This is a genomic window from Bradyrhizobium uaiense (genome assembly GCF_010811875.1).
GTDB classification, from domain to species: Bacteria; Pseudomonadota; Alphaproteobacteria; order Rhizobiales; family Xanthobacteraceae; genus Bradyrhizobium; species Bradyrhizobium uaiense.
On sequence record NZ_VKHP01000032.1, the window covers coordinates 31,683 to 50,891 of the forward strand.

Genomic DNA, 19,209 nt, shown 5'->3' on the forward strand with positions numbered 1-19,209 from the left:
GCCGCGAGCCACGTTGTATTGCAATTTTGCATTTACTGCAAGTTCTTTTTATTATATGCAAGTCTACGAAAGGCGGGATCACAGGTGCCGAATTCCATCAAGACAACCCACACAGATGACGAGCCCATTGGGATTCACCTCTGGGCACTTGCCGCAGGCTGGGCAAAGTATTGGTCGACACCCGCCGCTCCGTTCTGGTGGCGAGCAGCCCCGCCAATGGTCGGCCCTTGGCTGGCTCCGGCCAAGAGGGCGGATGTTGTTGTGATTGGAGCTGGCTTTACCGGGCTTTCTGCTGCCTTGGTTCTCGCTCGCGCAGGGCGCCACGTTGTGCTGGTCGATGCCGGCGCGCCTGGCTTTGGTGCCAGCACGCGCAACGGCGGCCAAGTCGGCAGCGGAAATCAGAAGTTTCCAGTAAAGAGCCTCATCCAAATGAAGGGCGAGCGAAAAGCTGTCGAACTTCTTCGTGAGGGCGTCGAAATGCTCGATGGGCTGGATGCTCTCATCCGGCGAGAGAGGATCGAGTGCTCATTTGCGCGCTGCGGTCGATTCCGCGGCGCGATGCGGCCGAAGCACTACGAACGTATGGCTCGCGAAATGGAGGACTTAAGACGCTATGTCGGCGTCGAGTCCTGCATGATCACTCGATCCGAGCAGCGCAGCGAGATTGGCTCGAACCTGTTCCATGGCGGATCGTTGCTGCCGAACGATGCAAGCCTTCATCCGGGCAAGTACCATGCAGGCCTCCTCGAGCGCGTCATTCAGGCCGGCGTCGCGGTCCACGGCGATGCACCGGTACATGGAATCACTAGCGAACGAACGGAGCACACGCTGCACTTCGATGGTTTTACAATTCAGGCCAGGGACGTCCTCGTGGCGACAAACGGTTACACGAAGAATGTGGGCGCCTATTTCAAAAAGCGGATCGTCCCGATCCGATCTGCGCAGATCACGACCGAGACAATTCCGGCCCAGCTGTTTGATCAGCTGATGCCAAGAAGGCGCGTCTACGGGAACAGCAATCGCGTGTTCTTCTATTTTCGTCCGGCGCCGGATGACAATCGGCTGATCTGGGGTGGGCGCGCAAATCATTTTACCGGCGATACCGCACTCGCCGCGTATTCGCATCTGGCGCGCGATGTTCTGCGCACCTTTCCAGAACTAAGAGACGTAAGAGTTTCCTACGCCTGGAGCGGTCTGATCGGCTACACGTTCGATGAGTTTCCGCACCTGGGCCGGACACCCGATGGCATCCATTACGCAATGGGGTATTGCGGAACGGGCGTTTCGCGCTCCACGCATTTTGGACGCAAGATCGCGCTGCGAATGCTCGGTGATAAGGAAGGTCGATCGGCATTCGATGAGCTGACATTTCCCAGTCATATGCTCCACGCTGTCGCAAGACCGGCCATACCCGCCATTGAAGCATGGTATCGCACGCGCGATTTAACAGGACTTTAGAGGGAGGTGAAATGACTACGGACGTGAAGCGAAAACAGCCGCGACAAAACATATCTTCGGGCGGCGCTTACGAGAACGTCTTCGGCTATTCGAGAGCAGTCGCGAAGGACGGTCAAGTCCACGTGTCTGGCACGTGTGCGCCGGCTGACTTCGAGTACGACGGCGCTTTTGACCAGGCGACGGCCGCGATCAAGACAATTGCGACGGCGCTAGGGGCAGCAGGGGCGGAGCTCAGCGATGTTGTGCGCACGGTTGTGTACGTTCGCAACATGGCTGACGCAGACGAAGTCGCAAGGGCACACTTCGAAGCATTTGGTATGATCCGACCAGCATCAACTCTGGTGCAAGTTACGTCGATGTTGCGCACGTGGCAACTGGTAGAAATTGAAGCATATGCGTTAGTCAGCTGAGGTCACCCTTTGATCCTGCCGTGGTCAGACGGTTGAGCGATCATGTCGAGGAGACGTTTGACGCAGCTTGACCGGCTTTGGAATTCGCTCGCCGCCAGCGAGCTAAGCACATTTAGCGAATGGCGGCAGGTGCCCGTTGGGCGCTCCTCCCTCCACTGCCCGGAGCTCAAAGAGCTCCGGGCCTTTTCGATAATCCTTCGCACGAACGACCTGCAACATGCGCAGCTAGCGTTGATGAAGGTGTGCAAATCGCTCCCGTCTGCGTGGAACAACAAAGACCTCATTAGCAACCGGCAGTCGTGAGAGCGCCTGGTCCTAAAGTATTCCCCTACGGGGCGTTCAACCGTACGCAATTGGGTTCAAGGAACCCATTCTGCGACTGCGTACGGGACTGCCCCCGGCCCAATGAAGATCGGGCCAGTGCTAACTTCTTGCTGGCCTGGACCAGCTTTGGATCATCCAGCACAGCTGGCAGAATTGCACGCGGCCAGCAAGCCTATTGGCAGCTGACACCCTGAGGACCGCTTGCAACTATATACATTCGACAAGCACACAGATTGCCCTCTGCATTCTGCATTATAACCGGATACGATGCTTCTACATCTGCACTGGCAACGATGCTCGGTCCCCCGGCAGCTCTTCCGCACATATGAGCATCGTGATAAACTGAACATGGTCATCCAAGATCTTTTCAGGGCCATGAGGAATCTGTCCGGAAAACGTCAATGCATCGCCTGGCCCGACCAGTAAGGTCCTTTTTTCAAATTGATATTGCATCCTCCCTTTCAGCATGTAGACAAATTCCGTCCCCTGATGCTGAAATCGCGGATATGTCTTGCTTCGCTTATCTATACTGATGAGGAAGGGTTCGAATCTCCTTCGTTGGCGATGGGACAGCAAACGATAGCTGTAGCCATGCTTGGCTCCTGCCCGAACGACCTCCACATTATCGGAGGACTTGATGAATTCAGCCTCCTTCCTCGTCTGCTCGACTTCCCCGAACAAAGTCGAAAGATTAATACCGAGCGCCGAGCAGATACGTGCAAGCAGCAATGGGCTCGCGCTAGAATGCGCCGTTTCGAACCGGCTGAGCATCGCGACCGATATACCTGCTGCCGATCCAACATCCCCAAGGGTAAGCCCGCGCTCGAGCCGAACATGGCGAATGACATCGCCGATTCGTTTGTCGATCGGCGGCGCCTCTACTCCCCTAGCGGTTTGCAGACGCTGCCGCGCGCCGCGTTCTCTTGTAAAAGGTCCGCGACGCTTCTGTTCCGCTTGCCTCACCTTGCGCAAACCAAGATCTCCGACAGCAGGTGGCATGTAAGAACGGCGCCGTTTTGGATCGACCAGCGCCCGATCGAGAAGACCACACCACGGTTGGCATTCCTGGAAGTCGCCGCCGCAAAGAACATTGCGAGGCTATCGATCGCGATGTATGCCGTGACAGGGGAGCATTCGCGCGACCTCATATTCGGCTGCCAGTAACCAACCGCAGCATTCTAACCGTAGGGTCCGGCCTCTTCGGTGAAGATCATCGACTTCGATCGGTGATCGCCGCGATCAGCGCATCGATTTGGCGCTTGGTCGTGCCTGGTGTGACCACCAAATGGCTAACGTCCCGGGTCGCAATTTGCCATTTGGCCTTGATGCTCCCGTCGACAGGCGGGAACACAACAGTGAGCGCATTAGTATTACGCCAGGCTCTGACGCCGCGGGAATTGAGCTCGCCGGCCGTGGAAGCGGCGAGTTGCTCACATTCGTGGAACGTTCGTTTGATGCCTTCGATACCCAGACTGCGGATCGCATACCAAAGAATGATTGGTGTATACGCATTGCGCGATCCACTCAAGGTCGTATCGGAGCTGCCGATATAATCGATAGCGCGCATGACGCGCTGAACGTGCGGCTTGTGTGAGAGGACGACCCCGCAAGGTATCGGCGCGCCAAGAAACTTATGCCCGCTGAGCGTGATAGAGTCTGCTCCATCTGCGAAATCGAACGCGGGCTTCGGGTCCAAAAGGGGCGCGTACGGCCCGCACAAGGCAGCGTCGGAATGGATATAGATCTCGCTGATACCCACGTCGCGAAGGGTCGCACGAATTCTTAGCGTATCGTCTTTCGCTTCCTTCATGGTGGTGCCGATATTGGCGACGACCACGGCCGGGCGATTTCGCGCGCGGATCGCCTTCTGTGCTAGATCGTCATAGCTCATTTCTCCATTCGACTGCGAACACACCACGCAGTGTTCCAAGCCGAGCAAACGGACCCCTTTGCTCACGCTATAGTGCGTATCGTGTGAGAAGTACGCGACAGCCCGCGGATAGAGTTCACGAGCGAGATACATCCCGTAGATGTTGCCTTCGGTCCCCCCGTTGGTAATGTAACCCCAAAATTTGCCCGGCGGAGCCCGAAACAACCGCGCAAAAAACTCGACAACTTCGCATTCGAAGTCATGCGAGTTAACACGATAGGTCCCTGTCTCAAACGGATCACCAACGTTATTGCCGGTGAGGCTCATGAAGCGCCACAACGGCTCATAGTTAAAGCCCCTCGCAAACGGGTAGCCTAGAAAACATCCATTCGCCTCTTGCATCGACGCAAATAGTTTCTCCAGTCGTTCCAAATCTTGAGATTCTAGCATGCTGCGCGCTCCTGCGGCGTCCAGTGGACCCGCAGCTTGTCTTGGTTCTCGTTCACGATAGGAAAGCCTGCTTTGGCTGCCGTCCCCTCGCCTTACTCTCAACTAGGGTAGCGGAGCATTGGGAATACGGGCGGCGAGCTGCCGAGCTGAACCTCACCCACGATTTTCCACCCCAGGCGCTCATACAGACGCGCTGATCTCGCGCTGGTAGCTTCTGAAAATGCTAGTCCCTTCGCCTCATCCAGGATGGCAAGTCCATACTGATAAAGAAGGCCTCCCCAGCCAGACCGCTGGTGCACGGGATCGATACCCAGCATTGTAAAATACCAGTGGGGCTCCTTTGGGTGATACTTGCCTAATTCTTCGAACAACCGTTCGGTCTCGGTCCGCCTGTCCTCTGGAACGCTCCCAAGCAAGAACCTCATCATGCGTGCGTCATCGCGGTGCGCCTTATCGTTCAACCATAGAAGCGCGCCTCTGTCTCCACGCTCGAAGTACGCCCCACTTCGATCCGTGTAGGGGTCGCCAGCATAGTAATCGAGGAATCCGCCGAAATGGCGCAGGTAGCGCTCCGGCTCGGGATATAGCCATCTCAGTAGCGGACACATCGTAAAAGCTGTCGTCAGAATCGCGATGACCCTCGACCGATCTTCAGGGGCAACAATCTTGATTGCCCCATTTTTCTGTCGTGAAGACTGCATATTCACTCTCTTCTTCAAGGCTGCGCGGCCAGCTTCGGTCACGCCGCCGATGACGCCGCAGACCAAGTAGCTCCAACACTCCAGGGCTTGGACGGCGTTAGCCTGCAATGCCGGACCGGACCTATTGGCCACACCTAGCTTTGCAGGATTTGGGCCACAGCCGACAGCGGTAGACGCGCGGTCTTGAGGAATGCAATGTCACGTTCGCAACGGAATTGGCGTGCTATGTGCACGGAGCGCGTCCGCTTTCAGACGGAGACACGTGCAGCCTCAGCACCGCTGAATGCTACTCGGGTGCATGGGTGATTTTGTCGCCACAAGCTGCGCTCTGCTGCTAGCATCTTCGGATTCCAGAGCGAGCATGAGGCTCCGGAATGGGTGCGGGAGAAGTCGCAAGGCTGGTTGCTAGTCTAGAGAATAGGACCAAATAGGCCGCCAACTGAGGCGGCCTACTTGTTGAATCCTCTATGGGGCGAACATCGCTATGCCGATGATGATGGTTCTCGATCAGGCTGATCCTGACTCATAGGCGCGGATGCGCTCCGCGATCAGCTCGGGCCGGCCGAGCAGACGGGTCTTGAAGCCGTCGTTGGGCTGGACCAGGTTGGCGTGGCTCGAATCCGCCCACATCCCAATCCTCTCTGCGGTCGATGCGCCGCCTTCACCTGGTCGGCGAAGGCCTGCATGATCTCGGGATCGGCGCCAGCGGCGATCGCCTCGAGCTGCTCGAGCGCTTTCCGTTCGGTCCGCCCCCTGGATGACGAAGCCGTTGACGCCGAACTTGACGGTGCGGCCTTCCGCCTTGGCAAGCGCGCGGACCTCGTCGATCTGCTGCTTCGCACCCTTCACCGTGGTGCCGTTGAGAAATACCAATCCGAATATTTTGCGGCCATGCGGCGCGCGGCCTTGGAATTGCCGCCTGGAAGATCTCCGGGTGCGCCTGCGAGATCGGCCGCGGTTTCAACCAGGCATCGTTGATGCTGTAGAAGTCGCCCTTGAACGTGAAACGGTGCTGCGTCCAGAGCCCCTTGAGCATCTGCTTCCGAGCGGCGATATCGTTCGTCATGTTCCGGCCAAGGTTCGCCGAAGGCACGAAATTCATCCTTGAACCAGCCTGTGAGGATGTTGATCGCAAACCGCCCCTTGGAATAGACGTCGATCGTGGAACCCACCTTCGCGATCATGGCCGGGTGCCAGAAGCCGGCGTGAATTGCGCTGATCAGCTTCAGCCGCGTGGTCTGCGCAGAAAGCACTGCGGTGCAGGGGATGGCCTCCTGCTGCAACTCCCAGCCATGGCTCGCGATAAACCGCGCCGGCGCCAGGCCGTATTCGAAGCCGAGATCTTCGGCCTCGCGGGCAAGCGAGGCGTTGTAATCCAGCGTCCAGTCGGTTCGCTGCGGGACGCCGCTGATGACGAAGCCGCCGCTGCCGAGCGGCATCCAATATCCGAAACGGATTGCCATGACGCGCAGCTCCTGCTCATATACCCGGGGTTTGGATCGGCTCCGCGGTCGACGCTCCCGCCGCTGCGGTACCGAGATAGAATTCGGCAACATCGTCCCGACCGGCGAGTTCTGCGGCTGAGCCTGAAGCGGCCACCCTGCCGTTCTCCAGCACGTAGCCGTGATCCGCAAATTGAAGAACGAGATGGGCGTTCTGCTCGGCCAGCAGAAAGCTGATGCCCTCGTTCCTGTTGAGATCGCGGATGATGCGGAAGATCTCTTCCACGATGATCGGCGCGAGGCCCATCGAGGGTTCGTCAAGCAGCACGAGGGTCGGGCGCGTCATCATCGCGCGCCCGATCACGACCATCTGTTGCTCGCCGCCCGAGGTCAGGCCGCAACGCACGCCGCTGCGCTGCTTGAGCCGCGGAAACCAGCTGTAGATGCGTTCGAGGTCGTCGGCGAGCGCACGACGGCTCGGCCGGCGCACAAACCCGCCGCTGAGAAGGTTCTCCTCGACCGTGAGTTGGGGAAAGACGTGACGGCCTTCGAGAACCTGGACCACCCCCCTGGCAACAAGGTCGGCGGGATCCAGTTTTCTGGTGACCTCGCCGTGCCACGTGATTGTGCCGCGGCTCAAGTGTCCGCGCTCGGACGCGAGCAGGTTCGAGATTGCCTTCAGCGTAGTGGTCTTCCCGGCGCCATTGGCACCGAGAAGAGCAACGATTGATCCCTTTTCAACCCTGAGCGAGATGCCGCGCAAGGCCAGGATCGCCTGACTGTAGAGCACCTCGATGTTATCGACTTCGAGAAACTGTGACGTGGTCATGGCGATCCCTTCGGCGATCCTTCAGGCCAACATCAGTTGGTTGCATCGCGCGGCGTGATGCCCTTTTCCCTGGCATAGGCGGCGGCCCGCTCATAGATCAGCGGCAACAGCAGCTCCCGGTCGGATTTCACCCAACCGTTGGACACCACGTTCCACTTCTCGCCGTCCCACTGCAGCACCTTGCCCGCGCCGCCGCCCTCGTGGTCCTTCGCCGAGAGCTTCAGCGGCTGCTGGAGGCCGGTGGCGCCGATTTCGGCAAGGCGCTTCTCGGAGAGGTCGAGATGCTCGAGGCCCCACTGGGCTTCCTCGCCGTTGATCGGACGCTCGCCGAAATGCGCCTGTGCGGTCCGGATCGCCTCCACCGCGACGATTGCCTCGTCCACGCCGGAATTGTAGTAGACCGAGCCAAAACTCTTCGGATCCTTGAGATCACTGAGGCCCTTGTCGAGAATGTACTTCTTGAGCTTCTGATGGATCTCGAAATTCGCGCCGGCGGGGAATGGCGTGATCGCGAGATAGCCCTTGGCCACGGCACCGGCGGGACGAACATCCTCCTCCGAGCCCGACCAGATGCCACCGACGATGTGGTCGACCGGAAAGCCCACCTTGGCGGCGGTCTTGATCGCAACCGGCGTCATGACGCCCCAGCCCCGCAGGAACACCCAATCAGGCTTGAGCTGGCGGATCTTGGCCCATTGCGCCGATTGTTCATTGCCCGGATGCGGCACCGGAATCTGGATGTCCTCGAAGCCATACGTCTTGGCAAGATGAGCAAGCAGGACCTGGGTTTCCTTGCCGTAGGGCGAGTCGTGATAGACGGTCGCGATCTTGAGGCCCTTCAGCTTGTCCTTGCCGCCGACCTTCTCCGCGATGAAATTGACCGCCGAAGATGCTTCGCTCCAGAAGCTGAAAACGACGGGGAAGCTGTACGGGAACACCCGCCCGTCGATCGCCTCTGTGCGGCCGTAAGCGATCGTGACCAGCGGAATCTTGTCGGCCACCGATTTTTCGGTCAGCGCCTTCGAAATCGGATCGCCATGCGGCAGGAAGATCGGCACCGGCGAACCGTCCTTTCCCGCCTTCACCCGCTCATAGCATTCGACGCCCTTCTCGACTTCCCAGTTGGTCTCGCATTCGTCCCAGACCAGCTTGATGCCGTTGATGCCGCCTTCGACCTCGTTGATGTAGCGGAAATAATCAATCTCGCCGGCCCAAGCCGGAATGCCGCTGGACGCATAGGCTCCGACGCGAAACGTTGCGAGCGGGAAGTATTGTGTTTTGGCATCTTCCGCCGACACTGTGGTGCCAAAGGCCGCCGACAGAACGAGGGCTGTCAGGCCGATCGCCCTGCTCATGATCCGCTTCTGCTTCCGAAAAGACATCTTTTTACCCTCCATTTGATGCAGAATTCAAGTTTGACGCGGCTGTGGCTCACACCCGCGCATGATGGTTTGACTGCCTGCTAGCGATCGAAGCACGAGGCCAGCTGCGTCCATGCCCGCGACAGCAACGCAGCTAGCCCTCTTGGCTCCTTGATCAGGAACCAGACCATCAGCGCACCGAACAACGCCCTCTGAAGATTTTCGAGTTGTCCGGCGTCGATCGCGCCTCCGAGCAATCCGCCCCCAACGTGATCGAGCAGGATCGGCAGCAGGATCATGAAGGCAGCGCCCAGATAGTTACCGCTGATGCTGCCCATGCCACCGATGATAATCGCAAACATCACCTGGAACGAACGATCCAGGTTGAAGCTGCGCGCATCGACCGTGCCAAGATAGGCAAAGGCCCAGAGCGCACCTGCGATTCCGATCACCAGGGAGCTCACGAAGAACGCCTTCAGTTTTCCGGCGGAAACCGGAATGCCGATCACCGCGGCCGCGGTATCCATGTCGCGGATCGCCATCCAGGTTCGGCCGGTCTGACTGCGAACCAGTCGCGTCGCGACGGCTGTGACGACGACGACGGTGGCCAACGTCAGGAAATAGCGGCCGGTCGGGCTTGAGAGATCATGACCGAAGACCGCAAGCCGCGGCGCCGAGATCGAGCTTGAGGTCGAATAGTTCGAGAACCAGCCATACTGATTGAACAACCATTCGAGCAGAAACTGCGTCGCCAGCGTCGATGCGACGAGGTAGAAGCCTTTGATCCGCAGGCTCGGCAGCCCGGCCACGACTCCCACAAGCCCGGAGATGATGCCGCCGAGCAGCAGGCTGATTGGCAGCGGCAGCTCCGGCAGGCGCAGTAGCAGATTGTATGTCGCATACGCGCCGACCGACATGAACCCGCCGGTTCCGAGTGAGGCCTGACCGGCATAGCCCATCAGCAGGTTCAAGCCCAACGCGGTCAGCGACATGATCAGGAACGGAATCAGGATGGCATTGAGCCAATAGTCGTTCGCCATCAGGGGAATACTGACCAGTGTGGCAAGCAGCACCGCCGCCGAGCCCACGCGCAGTCGATCCCGTGTACCCTGGGCGGTGCTCCCTGTCGTGCCGAACCCTTCGATCGCGTCGGTGCCGATCGCAGACATGCATCAAATCCTTTCGATCGGCGCTTCGCCGAACAGGCCAGCCGGACGAACCAGAAGGAAGGCGACCGCGAGCACATAGGCAAACCAGGTCGACACGCTGCCGCCCAGCAGGCTTCCGAGATAGATTTCAGCGACGCTGTCGCCCGCGCCGACGATCAGCCCGCCGATGATCGCACCGGCGATCGAGGTGAATCCGCCGATGATGAGCACCGGCAATGCCTTGAGCACGACGAGAGTGAGCGCGAACTGCACGCCCTGGCGCGCGCCCCACAGCAAGCCCGCAATCAGCGAGACGAAGCCGGCAACGCCCCACACGATCTGCCACAGCGTCTGGAGCCGGATCCCGATCGAGAGTGCGGCCTGAGGATCGTCGGCGATCGCACGCAGCGCGATCCCAACGCGCGTCTTGTTGAAGAAGATCGAAAGCGCGACCACCAGAATGCCGGCCGTGCCCGCAGCCGCCAGGTCGAACTGGCTGACCTGCACTCCACCGATCTCAATCGGGGTATCGACGATGCCGAGATCGAGTTCGTGCACGCTCGCGCCCATCACGATCTGCGCGACGCCCTCGATCACGAAGGAGACACCCAGCGTCGCCATGAACAGCGTGATCTGCGGCCGGTTGACCAACGGCCGCAGCACGACGCGTTCCACCGCGATCCCGAGGGCTACCATCACCGAAAGCGTGATCAGCGCGGCCAGCCAGAAATCGAGGCCCTTGTCGCGCAAGGTCACGAAGGTCAGCGCCGCACACAGCACCATCGAACCCTGCGCAAAATTGAAAACGCCGGACGCCTTAAACACCAGCACAAATCCGATCGCGACAAGCGAATACATGACGCCCGCAAGCAGGCCGCCGACCAGCGTTTCGACGAAGAAGCTCATCTGGACCTCAATGCGCCGTGCCCAGATAGGCGGCGATCACGTCCGGATTCCTGCGCACGTCCTCCGGAGAACCATCGCCAACCTTGCGGCCGTAATCGAGCACGACCACGTGATGTGAGAGCCCCATCACGACGCTCATGTCGTGCTCGATCAACACGATGGTGGTGCCGAGGCTCGCGTTGGTCTCCAGGATGAAGCGGCTCATCTCCTGCTTCTCGTCCTGGTTCATCCCGGCCATCGGCTCGTCCAACAGCAGCAGGCTCGGGCCACCGACCAGGGCACGCGCAAGATCGACCCGTTTCTGGATACCGTAGGGAAGCGTCGCGACCACCCTGTCACGATGGTTGGTCAGGTCGAGAAAGGCCGCGATCTCATCGACTCGTCGATTGAACTCGCGCGATTCGCGCCGGTCGCGGCCGACGCCGAAGGCGTGCTCGACCATGGTCGCGCGGCAATGCCGGATCAGTCCGGCCAGCACATTGTCGAGCACGCTGAGATGACGGAACAGCGCATTGTGCTGGAAGGTACGGCCAACACCCAAATGCGCGGCCTGCGCCGGGCGAATGCGGACGAAACGCTCACCGTTGAAGACGACGCTGCCGCTGTCAGCCCGATACACCCCGTTGATGATGTTGAGCAGCGAGCTCTTCCCGGCCCCGTTCGGACCAATCAGCGCACAGATCTCGCCTCGTTCCACATCGAAGCTGAGGGCATTGAGCGCTTTGATCCCCTTGAACGACAGCGATACGTCACGCAACTGCAGAATGGGCTCGGGCATTGCAAATTACGCCTCGACGGGCTGCCGCGGAGCGACATCGGCCACCTCGCGCTCGCGGCGCTTGACCGCCTCAATGTCGCGATAGGCCGCAGCCGGATGGCTCGACGGCAGATAAGGGCCACCTCCAAACAGCTTCTCCCGCAGAGTCCCAGGACAATAGCTGGTCGGATAGACGCCGCGCTTCTGCAACTCCGGAACCAGCAGGTTGACGACGTCCTCGAAGGTCTCCGGCGTCACCGCATAGGCGAGATTGAATCCGTCGACGTCCGTCTCCGCCACCCACTCCTGCAGGATATCGGCCACCGTCAACGCCGAGCCGACAAACACCGGGCCGAGCCCGCCAATGCCGCCCCAGCGCGCCAGCTCCCCGATGGTCCAGGACTTGCTGCCACTGGCGAGATTGTCGACGACGGAGACGATCGCATTGGTCTCGACCTTCTTGACCAGATCAGTCGGCGCGTATTGTCCGAAGTCGATGCCGCTCCAGCCGGACATGAACACCAGCGCGCCGTCATAGGAGGCGTATTGCTGATATTCCCTGAACTTTGCCTCGGCCTTGGCGTCAGTTTCATCGACGATCACCGTGACCAGATTGTAGGTCAGGACCTTGCGGGGATCGCGACCGGCTGCAGCCGCTAGCCGCCGCACGTCGGCGACGTAGGATTTCAGGGCCGACTTGATCGGGGCGGCGACAAACACGCATTCGGCATGGCCGGCTGCAAAGGCCTTGCCGGCACCGGACGCACCGGCCTGATACAGCACCGGCGTCCGCTGTGGCGACGGCTCACAGAGATGATAGCCCGGCACGTCAAAGTATCGTCCCTTGTGCGCGATCTCGTGAACCTTCGAAGGATCAGTGAATATCCGCCTCCCGGCATCGCGCAGGACTGCGCCCTCCTCCCAGCTCCCCTCGAGCAACTTGTAAAGCACCTCGGCATATTCGGCCGCCACCTCGTATCGGTTGTCATGACGGCGCAGCCCGCCCTGGCCGATATTCTTCGCCCCGCTCTCCAGATACGAGGTCACGATGTTCCAGCCTACGCGGCCCTTGCTGTGATGATCCGCAGTCGCAAGCCTGCGGGCGAACGTGTAGGGATGCTCAAATGACGTCGATGCCGTGATGCCGATGCCGAGATGTTCGGTGGCGAGTGCGATGGGCGCGACCAGCTGCAAGGGATCGTTCACGGGAATCTGCGCTGCTTGCTCGAGCGCATGGAACAGGGAGTTCTTGTAGACGTCATAATAACCGATCACGTCGGCGATGAAGATGCCGTCAAAGACCCCGCGCTCGAGCGTTCGCCCGAGATCCTGCCAATAGTCGAGATCCTTGTACTTGTGTGAGCGATCTCGCGGATGCGCCCAGACACCAGGAGACTGATGGCCGACACAATTCATGTCGAACGCATTAAACCTGATCTGTCTTGCCATTCACACATCTCCGTCGCGTCGCTCAGCGCGACGCTGTTGGTTCATTCGCGCGACATCTCGCCACAAGACGCGATCAATCGTCCATCGCGTTTATCGATCATTTTCGAAATGCATCTTTCGTCGCATCTGCCTGCGAGATGAAAAACTCGCCCCGTCATGTTCCAGTGCACTGTCGCAAACTCACGTCGGTGCAGCACGCCGGATGCGGTTCGCGATAACAACTCGTCTCTATTCGATCGCACTTCGACACGATCTGATCCGCCGACTGCGCGTCACGGAGAAGACTTCTTTCGCGTTGGATGCAACCGCGAGCATCGCAGTCTTCTTCCGCGAGCCTCGCTTCACGCCTGAGAATTTCGGCCGACAGATCGCGCAGCAGATTTTTCTTCGACCAACGGCTCGCGCCAAATAATCGTGTTTCATTCAAACACAAATACAGTCTGGCCCTCGCGAGAGAGCCCGCTATTATTCGAAGCGAATAAGACTCTATCCCTGCATGGACACACGGAGCGAGCGGACGCAGCACGATGACGATTCATCCCGGCATACTCAGCATCAGCGACGACGCCCTCCACAAGCGTTTCGCGCCAATCTTTGAGACGATCGCGGCAGGCGCCGTGGCGCGCGAACGGAACCGCACGCTGCCGATCGAAGAGATCCGACTGTTGAAGGAGGCCGGCTTCGGCGCCCTGCGTGTGCCGACCGATTTCGGAGGGCTCGGCGCGACGCTCCACCAGACGTTCGAGCTGCTGATCGAACTCGCGGCCGCGGATTCCAACCTGCCGCAGGCGCTGCGGGCGCACTTCAACCTAGTCGAGGACTTGCAGCTAAACAAGGATTACGCGGTCAAGGCACGATGGCTCGGCGCCATCGCGAACGGCGCGCTTGTTGGTGTCGCCGTGACCGAGCCGGGCCTAGGCGCGGTCGATCGCTATCGGACCGCCGTCACGTCGGAGGGAACTCTGCTACGGCTCAACGGGGTGAAGTATTACACGACCGGCACACTTTATGCCGATCACCTGCTTGTCGCGGCCGACCAGGACGGCAAGCGAGTGACCGTCCTCGTCGACGCCAGCCAGCCCGGAGTCAGCGTTGCGGACGACTGGGACGGCTTCGGCCAGCGGCTCACGGCAAGTGGCACCGCAGAGTTCAAGAATGTCACGGTCACCCACGACCGGATCATCGGCCCCGGCTATGGAACGGAAGGCCGGGTGTTTGGAACGGCCCACGTCCAACTGATCCTGCTCGCCACGCTCGCAGGGATTGCGAAGCGCGCCGCGGCGGATACCAGCGACTGGATCAAGGCACGAACGCGCACGTTCACCCATGCCGTCGCCGACGTGCCGCGCAACGACCCTCTGGTGCAGCAGGTCATCGGTCAGCTCTTCAGCGCCGCTTTTGCCGCGCGGGCAACGGTCCTTGCCGCGGTTGACGAGCTAGCGCGAACGCTTGATGGCCGTCACCAGGACCCTCAACAGCTCGATGCCTCAGAACTTGCGGCGGCACAGGCGCAGGTGACCGTCGTCAAGCTCGTGCTGGACGCCGTTACGACGCTGTTCGAAGTAGGCGGCGCCTCCCTGAGCTCGGAGAAGCTCGCCATTGATCGGCACTGGCGCAACGCACGCACCATCGCTTCCCACAACCCCGCGATCTTCAAGCTCCGCTCAATCGGAGCGTACGAGCTAAATGGCGCAGCGCTTCCATATGCCTGGAGTGCGGGCGTTCGTTCCACACGACAACAGGGTAACTAGCACCCCGCCTTCTCGCGAGGTTCGCGCGTCGAGACGATGACGCACGTCGAGATACCGCCTTCGGCGCCGAGAATCTTTCCTTCAGGAGAACCACGTGTCCAATACCAACCGCAAAGTCGCGATCATTGGAGCAGGTCAACGCGGGATTTGATGTCACCATTCACAGCGACCGTGACCGCGCGTCGCTACGCAACGATGCGCCTCCCACGGGGACGGCTGTCCATTTTGGCAAATCCCTCGAATACAATGCCGAAGTCATCGAGAATCTCTATGAGATCGGGACCAGCACCGGCATGAGCGTTCGGATATTCTCCGGCATCGGCGAGGCTCGAACTCCCGTTATCGAGTTCGACCGTCCCTTCAACTATCGGGCGCAGGCGGTTGATACGCGACTCCGTGCCGGCGATCGCCTCGGTCGTTTCCTGGCGCGAAGCGGAAAATTTGTCGTGCGCCCAGTCACGCCGGAAGATCTGGATGCGATTGCGCAGGACGCCGACCTCACCCTCGTGGCGACAGGAAAGGGCGGCTTGTCGTCCCTGTTCCCGGTTGATCCGGATCGCACTGTCTATACCGAACCGCAGCGGCACCTGCTGCTCGCAACATTCAAGGAGCTGGATCGCGCCGATCAGCAGTTTGCCTATCGTAGCTCGGACGGCGCCAGGCACAACTAGTTCAACATTCATGCCGATTTCGGCGAGACGTTCTTCGGTCCTTATCTGCACAAGGATCTCGGCGCGACGCGGGCGTTCATTGGGTTCGCCAAGCCCGGCAGCCCGTGGATCGACATCTTCAATACTGTGAGCGATACCCAGAGCGCGCGTGACGCTGTGCTGAAGCTGTTCGCGACCTATTTCCCGGAAGATTCTGAGGTGATCGACTAGTTGACGCCCCTGCACGAGGATCCGCACTCTTGGCTTCTCCGCGCAGTCCCGCCGATGGTTCGACGCGCCGTCGCCCGCACCAGAAATGGACACGCTATTGCAGCAATCGGGGATGCCGCAGTCTCCTTTGATCCGCTCGGCGGTCAGGGTGCGCAAAATGCTGTTGTCCAATCCGTACTGCTGATCCGAGCGCTCAAAGAGTACAAGGACAACGTCACCTATGAATGGCTGCAGGATCAATTCAAGCGGCACTGGGATAATCGCGCTGAGGCGGCAACGGAAGTTACCCGACTGCTTCTCGGCGATCCAAAATACGCGGCGCATGCCGAGCTGCTCTTCCCGGCAGCTGCGGTCAACGCAAAGATTGGAAGCGCGTTCTTCGATTTTCTACTCGGAGCCACGGCCGTTGCTCGGTATCCGGAGTCGGGAGAAGATAATCGAGTTAATTTCGGGTCTCGCTGGTGAGACAGCGGACAATGTCTTGGCAAGGTTCAGACCACCGGGGCAGTTTGCGCGCGGGCAATCGGTCGAGCGCGCGCTCGCCTCGTCATAAGCGACGGAGTTCACTAATTGGGCGATGATCGAAGCCTATGCCGAACCTTACGAAAAGTCGGCAGCCTGCTATGATGCGTACGTGAGCAGACCGAAGGCCGTATACGGCAGCCGGGCTCGATGAAATCGAAGCCGATTCGAGACGTGCCAAGTTGTCGGGCACGTCCCTCAGCTATACGATCCCCCCCCTGAGACGGGTTTGCAGTGCCTGCCGATCAATGACGAGGTTGCTAAGGTTCAGGTCTGGCCGTCTTCCCGCCAACCACCTGACCAGCGCCCGCCCCGTCGACCACAAGACCCTACAATCATAGCTCCTACCCCATGGGTGGCCACACGCGCGCCAAAGTACACGTGTGCGAAGATGCCGCCGCAAATTTGCAGGAGCACGACCGGCCGTGGAAAGACGCGCAGGTCCGATCTGTCGAACCATGAACGTACCTGTCGCTGGAACAAACCTGGGTCTTTCGACGTAAGCCATTCGTGATGCCGATACATGAACGAAGTCGCCCCCTCGCCTAGCTGCCCGACGCGGTGGTCTGACGAGTTCATGCGAAACTCCATTCGAGGATTGAAAAAGTTTTACTCGTTGTAATGACGGATCTGGGTCCACACTGATAGTACAACCTGACGCCACGTGCGCTTCAAGCCGTTGCGCCTAGTATAGGAGTTCGGCCATTTGGCTTTGCCCTCACCGCCAGAGATCGGGCCTGTATACCAATTCGACGATGATGCCGTCTTCGAGCACGTTGGAGACCGTTGGTCTGATGTGTCTTTGCTGGATTGCGCCTTTTGGGGTAAGCGGAAACGCCGGTCATGCACCGAGGATCGTGTACAGCGGAACTCATCGCCCTCGGCAAGCTGAGAGGAAGGCTACAACGCTCTTCGAAGTAGCCACCTCAGCCTGCAACGCGGCCGCAAGTATCTGCCGGGCGCCATCGCCGATGATCTGATCGAGTAGCGACCCACCGGCCGGCTCGTTGGACTCCTCGGCGTCATGGACCACCTTGAGCATGGGCGTATCTTCCCGAGCCGTCGCTCCAACGCCGACCTGATCGGAGTGACGGATTGCAGATCTTGTTCGGAAGGTGCGGCCGCTTCACGTCACCCGCCGATGGCCAGCCACAGGTTCTGATCATTGCTCCATCCTGCCGCGGCTCTACGTGGCCTCGTCAGCTTCTCGAAAGCTCACGCGACTAGAGGTCTACTCAGGTGATCTTGGACGTGAGGCTAGCGTGGACCAGCAGAACTTTGTCCCATTCAACGTAACAGCTTGGTCGCAGGTGCATCACGAAGTCTCGAGTGAGCCACGGGCGGGCCAGGCCGGGCAAGAAGGCTTTGAGCAGCAATTGGCGGAGGCAGGTCAGGCCGCTCCCGCCGCCCCTAAGCGGGCTAATCGCGATTACTATCCGCATTTGTCTGAAGATGACCGGGACCTTATCGATAAAGCGATTGCTCAACGGGCGGCTCAGAGGAATCTAAGTCCATCCTCGGCTTCTACTTATATTCAAGCACTTCGAAAGCTCGTCAATGATCTCCGCGCTCGTGGCCAAACGACTAGTTTAAAGGACCACCAATCCCTGATCGATCACGTCAACACCTACTTTTCCAATCCCAGCACCCGAAGCACTATGTTGATTGGGTTGAACGCCCTTGGTGCGCATCTCAATCCGGCCCGTAGTCGCTATCCACATTTGTCTGAAGAAGAACAAGACCTTATCGATAAAGCGATTGCTCAATGGGCGGCTCAGACGAATCTCCGTCCAAAAACAGCTGCCAATTATACTTCTGCACTTCGCCAACTCGTGAATGACCTCCGCGCTCGTGGCCAAACGACTGATTTAGGGGACCATCAGTCCCTGGTCGATCACGTCAACACTTACTTTTCCAACTTTCCCGTCGGAAAGACTATGTTGGCTGGGTTGAACGCTCTTGGTGCGTATCTTGATTCGGCCTATGTCGCTTGTCGCGCCGGACGGCCGACCATTGCCCCCTCAGCGGCCGACGCGCAGCTCTTGGATCGGCTTGATCTCAGCGGACTCGCCACGAACAGCGTTGCTCTGTATGATTCAAGTTTTCGCAGATTTTCTAAAGCCCTTAACGTTGCGGGCCATACGATATCCGGGCTAGATGATGCTGCGCGTATAGAATTCGCTCGGAAGTTGTTCCCGCAAGACAGAAATCTAGTGCCGGCGTTAAAAAGGGTTCGGGATGCCGAGCACGATTCCGGTGCGGGCGCCTCTCAGGAGCCAGCCGGCCATGCTGACCCGTCGCCCAGATTAGATGGGGTTCCCGAGGAGCTCTGGCTGCTGTTCGATGATGAAGCCCAGGAGTCGCCGACCGATCCATCGGAACTTGAGCGGCTGGAAAATGAGCTTCGCGGGGAAATTCAGAAAGAGCGAGATGACCGTCCCATTCAGCCGCCCTTCCTCCCGTTTAATCCGGAGGACTTCCCTCCTGTGAAAGTTCGCCGATTGCTGGATGATCAACCCGCCCAGCCAGCAGTCCCCGTCAACCCAAAGGACCTCAATACAGGCGCTGGCGTGCTGAGGCATGCTCCCCTCCACGAATTGGAGAGGCAGTCGACAATGCAGCAAAGCGGGCACGAACAAACTGCTGCACTGGGCAGGAGCAGCGTCCTGCCGAGCGAGGACAGCCGACAGACCAGCTTGGTGATCGACACTGACCATTACACGGCGCTATTTGTGCCCGCGGGGATGACCCGGCAGAACACCCCACTCTATCCGCCTAACGCCGCCAGTGAGTTCGGATCTCGATCGGAAAACGCTTCGCAGCCTAGTCTTACTGCGTCACAAACGATGATCTGTGTAGTGGTCGAACTTGATCGCACAACAAGGACATCTCGACAGCATTCGGACCAGCCCATGTTCGAGCCGCCGTCGCATCGTCGCGATCGAATTTG

14 protein-coding genes and 2 pseudogenes are annotated in these 19,209 nt (G+C 59.5%); 6 read left to right on the top strand and 10 right to left on the bottom strand.

The window, feature by feature from the left end:
* Positions 1-84 precede the first annotated feature (84 nt).
* Positions 85-1,458 (top strand): NAD(P)/FAD-dependent oxidoreductase, encoded by a 1,374-nt coding sequence (locus tag FNJ47_RS10845; RefSeq protein WP_347341654.1) that lies wholly within the window; start codon positions 85-87, stop codon positions 1,456-1,458.
* Positions 1,459-1,469: 11 nt separating this feature from the next.
* Entirely contained in the window at positions 1,470-1,868 is a 399-nt protein-coding gene (locus tag FNJ47_RS10850) for a Rid family hydrolase (protein WP_163153067.1), read from the top strand.
* Between the two features lie 597 nt (positions 1,869-2,465).
* Here FNJ47_RS10850 and FNJ47_RS10855 read toward each other — a convergent pair.
* The 10 genes and pseudogenes from FNJ47_RS10855 to FNJ47_RS10905 all read right to left on the bottom strand — a co-directional run bounded on the left by FNJ47_RS10855 (position 2,466) and on the right by FNJ47_RS10905 (position 13,105).
* Entirely contained in the window at positions 2,466-3,155 is a 690-nt protein-coding gene (locus FNJ47_RS10855; protein ID WP_347341655.1) for a helix-turn-helix domain-containing protein, read from the bottom strand.
* A 247-nt stretch (positions 3,156-3,402) separates the two neighbouring features.
* Entirely contained in the window at positions 3,403-4,512 is a 1,110-nt protein-coding gene (locus tag FNJ47_RS10860; RefSeq protein WP_163153069.1) for a histidine decarboxylase, read from the bottom strand.
* Positions 4,513-4,610: 98 nt separating this feature from the next.
* Positions 4,611-5,279 (bottom strand): GNAT family N-acetyltransferase, encoded by a 669-nt coding sequence (locus FNJ47_RS10865; RefSeq protein ID WP_163153070.1) that lies wholly within the window; start codon positions 5,277-5,279, stop codon positions 4,611-4,613.
* Between the two features lie 441 nt (positions 5,280-5,720).
* Positions 5,721-6,769: pseudogene (locus FNJ47_RS54655) on the bottom strand (LLM class flavin-dependent oxidoreductase).
* On the bottom strand, positions 6,693-7,484 hold the full coding sequence (locus FNJ47_RS10880) for an ATP-binding cassette domain-containing protein (protein WP_163153073.1): 792 nt from the start codon (positions 7,482-7,484) through the stop codon (positions 6,693-6,695). Before FNJ47_RS10880 ends, FNJ47_RS54655 begins: the two are co-directional and overlap by 77 nt.
* A 32-nt stretch (positions 7,485-7,516) precedes the next feature.
* Positions 7,517-8,866, bottom strand: a complete 1,350-nt coding sequence (locus FNJ47_RS10885) for an ABC transporter substrate-binding protein (protein WP_206685306.1) — start codon at positions 8,864-8,866, stop codon at positions 7,517-7,519.
* Positions 8,867-8,946: 80 nt separating this feature from the next.
* Positions 8,947-10,014 (bottom strand): branched-chain amino acid ABC transporter permease, encoded by a 1,068-nt coding sequence (locus tag FNJ47_RS10890; protein ID WP_163153074.1) that lies wholly within the window; start codon positions 10,012-10,014, stop codon positions 8,947-8,949.
* Between the two features lie 3 nt (positions 10,015-10,017).
* Positions 10,018-10,899, bottom strand: a complete 882-nt coding sequence (locus FNJ47_RS10895; RefSeq protein ID WP_163153075.1) for a branched-chain amino acid ABC transporter permease — start codon at positions 10,897-10,899, stop codon at positions 10,018-10,020.
* Positions 10,900-10,906: 7 nt separating this feature from the next.
* Positions 10,907-11,677 carry an ABC transporter ATP-binding protein gene (locus FNJ47_RS10900; RefSeq protein ID WP_163153076.1) on the bottom strand — a complete coding sequence of 257 codons (771 nt, stop codon included), beginning with the start codon at positions 11,675-11,677 and terminating at the stop codon, positions 10,907-10,909.
* A 6-nt stretch (positions 11,678-11,683) separates the two neighbouring features.
* Entirely contained in the window at positions 11,684-13,105 is a 1,422-nt protein-coding gene (locus FNJ47_RS10905) for an LLM class flavin-dependent oxidoreductase (protein ID WP_163153077.1), read from the bottom strand.
* A 527-nt stretch (positions 13,106-13,632) separates the two neighbouring features.
* Here FNJ47_RS10905 and FNJ47_RS10910 point away from each other — a divergent pair.
* The 4 genes and pseudogenes from FNJ47_RS10910 to FNJ47_RS10920 all read left to right on the top strand — a co-directional run.
* Positions 13,633-14,856 carry an acyl-CoA dehydrogenase family protein gene (locus FNJ47_RS10910; RefSeq protein ID WP_163153078.1) on the top strand — a complete coding sequence of 408 codons (1,224 nt, stop codon included), beginning with the start codon at positions 13,633-13,635 and terminating at the stop codon, positions 14,854-14,856.
* A 293-nt stretch (positions 14,857-15,149) separates the two neighbouring features.
* Positions 15,150-15,527, top strand: coding sequence for a styrene monooxygenase/indole monooxygenase family protein (locus tag FNJ47_RS54660; RefSeq protein ID WP_430649372.1), 378 nt, complete (start codon positions 15,150-15,152; stop codon positions 15,525-15,527).
* Between the two features lie 264 nt (positions 15,528-15,791).
* Positions 15,792-16,202 carry a hypothetical protein gene (locus FNJ47_RS54665; RefSeq protein ID WP_206685308.1) on the top strand — a complete coding sequence of 137 codons (411 nt, stop codon included), beginning with the start codon at positions 15,792-15,794 and terminating at the stop codon, positions 16,200-16,202.
* Between the two features lie 1,319 nt (positions 16,203-17,521).
* Positions 17,522-19,209 (top strand): annotated as a pseudogene (locus tag FNJ47_RS10920) (hypothetical protein); the annotation flags it as partial.